Below are 7,353 nucleotides of genomic sequence, written 5' to 3'. Positions count from 1 at the left end.
GAATAATCTTTATTTTCAGATTAAATTATATAATAACAAATACATTCTATTTTCATGTGAAAAGGAGCGAAAATATGTTTCCTTTATTAAAAACTGAAAGACTCATTTTAAGAGAACTTACCGAAGAAGATGCACCGCGTATACTACAATGCTTTTCTAATACTAATGTACTGCGCTATTATGGCCAAAAACCGTTACAAGATATTGATCAAGTGAAGCAAATCATTCATAATTTTAAGTTGAGTTACAATGCAAGAAGCGGTATAAAATGGGGAATCGAATTAAAAGACACGAAAGAACTCATTGGTACCATTGGTTTTCACGATTGGTCTTCTGAGCATAAACGAGCCAATATAAGTTATGCCTTTTTGCCTGAACACTGGGGAAAAGGATATGCGACTGAAGCTGTTTCTGAGGTTATATCATACGGTTTCCATACGATTCATTTAAAGCGGATTGGAGCAATTGTATTTCTTGAAAATGAAGCTTCCAATAAAGTACTATTAAAATTAGGCTTTGAAAAAGAAGGCGTTCTAAAAAATTATATGTATCAAGATGATGTCCCATATGATACGAATTTTTACGCTTTATTAAAATCGGTTTAATAGAATTCATGTGTAAAAAACCTTACTTTTAAAAAGTAAGGTTTTTTGTATTTATTCATTAGCAATATAAGCATTCTTATAAGTATAAATACCACCAAATTGATGCTTTTCAATTCCTTTTACATAATCCTTTTGTACATATGCTGAGCCAATATGATAAAGCGGCGCTACCGCAGCATCTTCTAATAATACCTGCTCGGCTTCTCGCAACGCTTCCCATCGGTTTTCCGTATCTAGTACAAAATCCGTTTTCGCTTTCTTTATTAATTCATCGTAATGAACATTAGAATAATTCATTTTATTATTCGGATTCCCTGTCGTAAATAACTCTAAATAACTAATTGGGTCTTTATAGTCAGGTCCCCAATTTGCCATAGTTATATCGTAATCACCTGTTTGTTCTAACTGTAATTTTTGCTTAAATGGCTGTTGTTTAATTTGTATCGCGATTCCTTGCAAATTCTTTTCTAAATCACCTTTTATATATTCTGCCATCCGTTTTGCATTATCTTGTTCAAACGTTAAAAACTCGAGGTTTACTTGCTCTACTTCAAGCTCTTTTTTCGCTTCTTTCCAAATCTTTTGCGCATTTTGCAAATCATATGAAGAAAGATCTCCGTTTTCTTTTCTAAAATCTTTACCGGTCACTTCATTTACATGACCAACTGGTACAAGCCCGCTTGCAGGTTTTGCTCCGTTATTAATAAAGTGAGCAACAAAATCATCTTTATTTAACGCTAATGAAATAGATTGACGCACTTTTTTATTTGCTAACGCGGTATTTTTTTCATTAAAACGAAGCATGGCAATTCCAGGATCACTCGACATATGTAATTCCTTATTCCCTCTATACTTGTCTACAATTTGCGAATTAATAGGTACTCGATCCAAATCTCCGGCTTCATATAAATTTACAGCTGTCATTGTATCCTTTACGATATGAAAGTTTATTTCGTCTAATTTCACTTTCTTTCGATCCCAATATGCAGCATTCTTCTTTAATTGAAACTCTTGTTCATGCTTCCATTTTTCTAATACAAATGGCCCGTTATATATGAGATTACTAGGTTCCAATGCATAATTGTTTCCTTGTTCTTTCAAAAATGATTCATGCTGTGGTAAGTATATAGGTAGTGCTAACAACTGTAAAAAATACGGAACTGGCTGTTCCAGTTCAACTTCTAACGTATAATTATTTATTGCTTTAACCCCAAGTGCATCAAGAGGCATTGTTCCCTTATTAATCTCTTTCGCATTTTTCACATAAAAGAGCATGTATGCATATTGAGATGCCGTTTCAGGGTTAATTGCACGTTTCCATGCAAATATAAAATCATTTGCTGTTACATTATCTCCATTTGACCATTTTGCATCTTTACGCAAGTTAAATGTATATTTCTTACCATCTTCACTTCTTTTAAACGATTTTGCTACTGCTGGAGTAGGCTGATCTTGATCATTTAATACATATAACCCTTCAAATATGTTTTGCATAACGTGTGCTGATGTACCATCCATCGTTTTCGCAGTGTCCAGAGAAGGAATTTCTTCTGATACTGTTACATTTAACACTTGTTTTTTAACCTCTGTATCACTTTTATTCGCTTTATTATTACAAGCTGTTAATAATAAAGATGTAACAAGTGCCATTACCATTAAATGGCTCTTTTTTCGCTTCATGAGTTGTTCTCCTTAAGTATAAAATATTATAAAGCGTTATATATTATAGCAGAAATATGAACAGAAAGATGCGACATTCTTTTGAATATTTATTCGTTCAAGAAAAAAGCTATCCTTTTAAAAGGATAGCTTTTTCAACTGCCACATAATTAGTTATCTTTGCAAACCTCGTTTATAACGACTTGCTTCAAATATAATACGCTCTTCATCTAACGTTTTACATTCGCCATTCCAAACGACACGTTTTCCGTTAATAATTACATCGCTTATATCTTTTCCACTAGCAGCATATACAAGGTGTGATAACACTTCATCCGCTGGTTGTAAATGAGGCTTATTAGACGGATCAATTGTAATGAAATCAGCACATTTTCCAATCTCAAGTGATCCTGTTTGTTTCATCCCGATTACTTCAGCAGCTCCTTTTGTCGCAAGTGTAAGAGCTGTTTCAACTGGTAAAGCTGTTGCATCTTGGTGAATACCTTTTTGTAGTAAAGTCGCTATGCGCATTTCTTCAAACATATCTAAATTATTGTTAGATGCAACACTATCTGTTGCAATTCCTACTTTTATTCCTGCTTCTAGCATCGCTTTTACATTCGCTATACCAGAACCTAGTTTTAAATTACTATTCGGATTATGAGCTACTCGAACGTCATTTTCTGCTAAAAATGCACGCTCATCTTCATTTAATACTACACCGTGTGCAATAACTGTTGGGCGTTTAAACAATCCGCAGCTCGCTGCATATTCTACTGGACGTTTTCCATATTGTGCTTCAATATCACGTACTTCACGCTCTGTTTCAGAAAGATGGATATGAACCATCGTTTGATTCTCTACTGCAATCCGTGCGCACTCTTCTAACAATTCTGTACTACATGTATATGGACTATGTGGTGCAACCATCGTAGTTAACATGCCACTTTCGTTATAGTAACGCTTCACATATTTCTCAGCTTCTTCAATCGCTTTCTTTTCATCGTCTTTCGTTCCGAAGCTAAATAAAGTCCTTGAAACAGCAGCTCGCATCCCGCTCCTTGATACCGTTTCCATAATTGCGTCTTGATCTACTCCAATTGGATTAAACATGTCAGAGAATGATGTTGTACCACTTTTCACCATCTCAAGTAATCCTAATTCCGTACTAGCGACCGCAATTTGGGGAGTAAATTGACTTTCCAGTGGCCAAATTCTCGTCTCAAGCCACGGCTGTAATAACATATCATCGCCAATACCTCTTAGGAGACTCATTACAACGTGTGTATGTGTATTTACAAGCCCTGGTAAAATCCACTTTCCTTTCATGTCAATTACTTCATCTACTTCAAAATCATTAGCGAATTCTCCGCTCTTTACATCTATAATTTGATCATTTTCTACAATGATATATCCATTTTCTATCACTTCGTTTTGTTCATTCATCGTTACAATTGTAGCGTTTACATAAGTTGTTTTCAAAAGTATTTCCCCTTTCAACTCTATGAAGTTCCCTTTAATAAGTTACCACCATTATAGTAACTTATTAAAGATTAAGAGTCAAAAGATAATTTTAATTCTTTCGTTATTTTTCCCTTCAAAATGCTATATTGCTTTTCATTTGTATCTGCAAATGCTTCTTCCCGATTTGATTCCACACCCAAGTAATTCAGGTTTTCATTGAATTGAGACTCTGTAAAATCAAACCTCTGCCCATCTATAAAGTTATAAAAATGCCACACGCCCCCTATTTTTGTCTTTATAATTTTCCCTCCACATATATCTTGAACGACTAGAGCCGTTACACCACACTGTCCCTTTGCTGGATTTTCAATTGTCCACTTTGAACTTGTTTCAATCGACCACGATTTTATTAGTGCTTCATATATTCTTTTTCCCTTTACATCATCCATTCTAATCTTCCCCTACTATTAATAGTTTTACACATCATATTTCAAAAGAGGCAGTACACGACCCTTAAAGACAGTTGATGGTGTCTCTCCTATTAACTGTGCCCCCATTTTCAAGTAATATCCTTTTGCATTCGGATCACTATCAATCGTAAAACTTTTTAATCCTAGTTCATTGGCTTTTTCTATTACGTACTCCCAAAGTATTTTCCCGTAACCTTTTCCTTTGTAATCAGGATGAATGTACAAGAAATCGAGAGCTTTATCATTACGTAAAAATGAGAAAAAACCAATCTTCGCATTATCGTTTTCTAAAACATATACAAAATTATTTTTTATGTATTCTTCTGTAATTGTTAAATCTTCCTTACAAGCAAGTATGAATTCTTCACTATAATCCCACGTTGCTTTTGATTGTAGTGCGAATTCACTTAATTCATTTGCTTCACTTAATAACGCTTCTCTTATCTTCATGATTCTTTCTCCTCACCTTCGATATGTAAACTACTAAATTGATTCGGAAAGCACTTCAAAAAACCTTTTTTTTCATAAATTAGAGGTTATTTTTATAAATCTTTATTATAACCAGTACAATTTTTTTAAAGAAAAAGAACACCATCCCTAAAAGTTGGTGTTCTCTTTTTCTAAAATTTAATCTTCAAACTCACTCATTCGTTTTACTATTTCGTACGATACAAACCTATACAGTTTCTACTACCGCTTCAAGCATTGTTCCATTTTTAGCATAATTCGTATGCCAAGAAAAAGCTTTTTCTAAAATATGAGGAGTTTGTCCACCTCTTGTTTTTGCTTCTTCGTAATAAGCACGTAGTTGATCACGATACATTGGATGTGCGCAATTCTCAATAATAAGTTCCACTCTTTCTCTTGGCGCAAGTCCCCTTAAGTCGGCATACCCCTGTTCAGTAACAATAACATCTACATCATGTTCAGTATGGTCTACATGAGAAACGAAAGGAACAATACTTGAAATGTTACCACCTTTCGCAATCGATTTAGTAACAAAGATAGCTAGGCGTGCATTTCTTGCAAAATCACCAGACCCACCAATTCCATTCATCATTTTTGTACCTAAAACGTGAGTAGAGTTAACATTTCCGTATATATCTAATTCTAATGCAGTATTAATTGAGATTAATCCAAGGCGACGAATGATTTCAGGATGATTGGAAATCTCTTGCGGACGCATCATTAATTTGTCACGATATTTTTCAAAGTTAGAAAATACTTGTTGCATTTTCTCTTCAGAAAGCGTGATAGAACAACAAGAAGCAAAATTGACTTTTCCAGCATCCATAAGATCAAAAACTGCATCTTGTAAAACTTCAGAATACACTTCTAAATCTTCAAATTCTGAATCTAACATTCCATGCAATACTGCGTTAGCAACTGAACCAATTCCTGATTGTAACGGCGCTAAACGATTTGTTAATCGCCCTATTTTAACTTCTTCTCGAAGGAATTCTATTAAATGCTGTGCCATAATGACCGTTTCTTCATCCGGAGGAACAATTGTCGATGGCGAATCCAATTGATTCGTAAACACAATTCCCTTTACTTTTTCAGGATCAATTGGAATACCGATTGTTCCAATTCGGTCATCTGTTTTCACAAGCGGAATTGGAAGCCTCTCCCCTTGTTTACCTGGTTCATATAGATCATGTAGTCCCTCTAATTGCGTGGATTGAGCCATATTCATTTCAATAATAATAGACTTAGCATTTAAGGAAAACGCTAAGGAATTTCCAATTGAAGTGGTTGGAATAATCATTCCGTCCTCTGTAATCGCAACCGCTTCCAAAATAGCGAAATCTATATCCAGAACGTCAGCGCGGAGTAACTCTGCTGTATGAGATAAGTGTTGATCCACAAATAAAAAGTCTCCGTTATTAATTCCTTTTCGCATCGTCGCGTCAGCTTGGAAAGGTAATCTTTTCCCTAAAATTCCTGCCTCAGCAAATAATTTGTCTACATCCGAGCCTAAAGAAGCCCCAGTATAAACATTTACTTTAAAAGATTCATCATTCTTAACTCGGTTTACAAGCGCAAATGGGACTGCTTTTACATCACCTGCACGTGTAAACCCACTTAAGCCTAAAGTCATTCCACTTTGAATCCAGGAAGCTGCTTCTTCAGGTGTAACTACCCGATCTTTTAGACGTTGATCTCTGATTCTATCTAAATTATTCTCCATATGTAATCCCTCTCTCATTGAATATTCATAATTATTTTACACATTTACACTATCAAAATAGGGATTTTAGTATACAATAACGAAAATTCAGACAGAACAGCAAATTTAGGTTCTAAAGCAGAAAAATTTAGAATCCTAGAAGCTTACGGAAATAACTAGCGTATGATTGACTAACTGGTACTCTCTCACCATTATCCATCGAAAGTACAAAAGTAGAATGGGTATCAGGATAAATCGCTTTAATATGATTAACATTTACAATAAACGAACGGTGACATCTAATAAATGAATCTTTAGGAAGCAAGTATTCGAATTCTTGCAGAGAGTATTTATGTGTTCCTGATAACTCTTCTGAATTCACATACGTCTTTTTATCTTTAGCCTCTAAATACATAACCTTTGAAAAAGGAACTGGAATCCAGCCATCTGTTGTTTTTAAAGTAACGACTGACTTTCCATCCGTTAAAGCTGGATAAATTGCCGTTACGCACCCTTCAAGCTTTCCATTGTTTGAAAATGGTACAGCCATTCCATGATAAGGAATACCAAAAACATCCCGATTCATAAACTCAGATGTTTTTTGATTCATCACCATCGCTTTATGAGCAATCGTTCCTTCCTTTATAGGATCCCCAGCGCTAATCTTTAAATCAATTCGTTTACTTGGCCGATAGTAAATATATTCTTTCGTATTCGAAACAGCAATTGAAATTTCATCTGAAAATAATTCACCAACAACATCTAGTAATAAACCTAATGTTCTATCTTCCATTCTATTAACACCTCATTCACTATTATACTACTATTATGAACGAGCATCTGTTGCTTTATAAAAAGTTTGATTTTAAATTATTTTTAAAATTAGTTTTATTCACTATTACTTCGTTACTACAAAAAGCCTCACTTCAGAAAAGTGAGGTTTCCTCTCATACAATATTTCTTTATTTTTTAACGACTATAGAAT

General features: G+C 34.4%; 7 protein-coding genes. 1 reads left to right on the top strand and 6 read right to left on the bottom strand.

Annotation, left to right across the window (positions count from 1 at the left end; genetic code table 11):
- Positions 1 to 74: 74 nt before the first annotated feature.
- Positions 75 to 605 (top strand): GNAT family N-acetyltransferase, encoded by a 531-nt coding sequence (locus ABWK52_RS24130; RefSeq protein ID WP_000484219.1) that lies wholly within the window; start codon positions 75 to 77, stop codon positions 603 to 605.
- Between the two features lie 51 nt (positions 606 to 656).
- Here ABWK52_RS24130 and ABWK52_RS24125 read toward each other — a convergent pair whose 3' ends face one another.
- From ABWK52_RS24125 to ABWK52_RS24100, 6 genes are all read right to left on the bottom strand, one after another.
- Positions 657 to 2,285 carry a peptide ABC transporter substrate-binding protein gene (locus ABWK52_RS24125; protein ID WP_000823519.1) on the bottom strand — a complete coding sequence of 543 codons (1,629 nt, stop codon included), beginning with the start codon at positions 2,283 to 2,285 and terminating at the stop codon, positions 657 to 659.
- Between the two features lie 153 nt (positions 2,286 to 2,438).
- Positions 2,439 to 3,764, bottom strand: a complete 1,326-nt coding sequence (locus tag ABWK52_RS24120) for a bifunctional S-methyl-5'-thioadenosine deaminase/S-adenosylhomocysteine deaminase (protein WP_002196386.1) — start codon at positions 3,762 to 3,764, stop codon at positions 2,439 to 2,441.
- A gap of 53 nt (positions 3,765 to 3,817) precedes the next feature.
- On the bottom strand, positions 3,818 to 4,177 hold the full coding sequence (locus ABWK52_RS24115) for a YunG family protein (protein WP_000342922.1): 360 nt from the start codon (positions 4,175 to 4,177) through the stop codon (positions 3,818 to 3,820).
- A gap of 27 nt (positions 4,178 to 4,204) precedes the next feature.
- Positions 4,205 to 4,648 carry a GNAT family N-acetyltransferase gene (locus ABWK52_RS24110; protein ID WP_000701894.1) on the bottom strand — a complete coding sequence of 148 codons (444 nt, stop codon included), beginning with the start codon at positions 4,646 to 4,648 and terminating at the stop codon, positions 4,205 to 4,207.
- A 226-nt stretch (positions 4,649 to 4,874) separates the two neighbouring features.
- Positions 4,875 to 6,389, bottom strand: coding sequence for an acetyl-CoA hydrolase/transferase family protein (locus ABWK52_RS24105; RefSeq protein WP_000429821.1), 1,515 nt, complete (start codon positions 6,387 to 6,389; stop codon positions 4,875 to 4,877).
- Between the two features lie 127 nt (positions 6,390 to 6,516).
- Complete coding sequence (locus tag ABWK52_RS24100) at positions 6,517 to 7,161, bottom strand: LytTR family DNA-binding domain-containing protein (protein ID WP_000390207.1); 645 nt, start codon at positions 7,159 to 7,161, stop codon at positions 6,517 to 6,519.
- Positions 7,162 to 7,353: the final 192 nt, after the last annotated feature.

This window comes from Bacillus sp. AP50, from assembly GCF_040492675.1.
In the GTDB taxonomy this organism is placed as follows: domain Bacteria; phylum Bacillota; class Bacilli; order Bacillales; family Bacillaceae_G; genus Bacillus_A; species Bacillus_A cereus.
Note: the sequence above shows the minus strand (reverse complement) of the source record. Positions and strands in the feature narration are given on the sequence as shown.

Coding starts and splice junctions, on each gene's coding strand:
- ABWK52_RS24105 (WP_000429821.1), bottom strand. CDS start 6,389: ATGGAGAATAATTTAGATAGAATCAGAGATCAACGTCTAAAAGATCGG.
- ABWK52_RS24110 (WP_000701894.1), bottom strand. CDS start 4,648: ATGAAGATAAGAGAAGCGTTATTAAGTGAAGCAAATGAATTAAGTGAA.
- ABWK52_RS24100 (WP_000390207.1), bottom strand. CDS start 7,161: ATGGAAGATAGAACATTAGGTTTATTACTAGATGTTGTTGGTGAATTA.
- ABWK52_RS24130 (WP_000484219.1), top strand. CDS start 75: ATGTTTCCTTTATTAAAAACTGAAAGACTCATTTTAAGAGAACTTACC.
- ABWK52_RS24125 (WP_000823519.1), bottom strand. CDS start 2,285: ATGAAGCGAAAAAAGAGCCATTTAATGGTAATGGCACTTGTTACATCT.
- ABWK52_RS24115 (WP_000342922.1), bottom strand. CDS start 4,177: ATGGATGATGTAAAGGGAAAAAGAATATATGAAGCACTAATAAAATCG.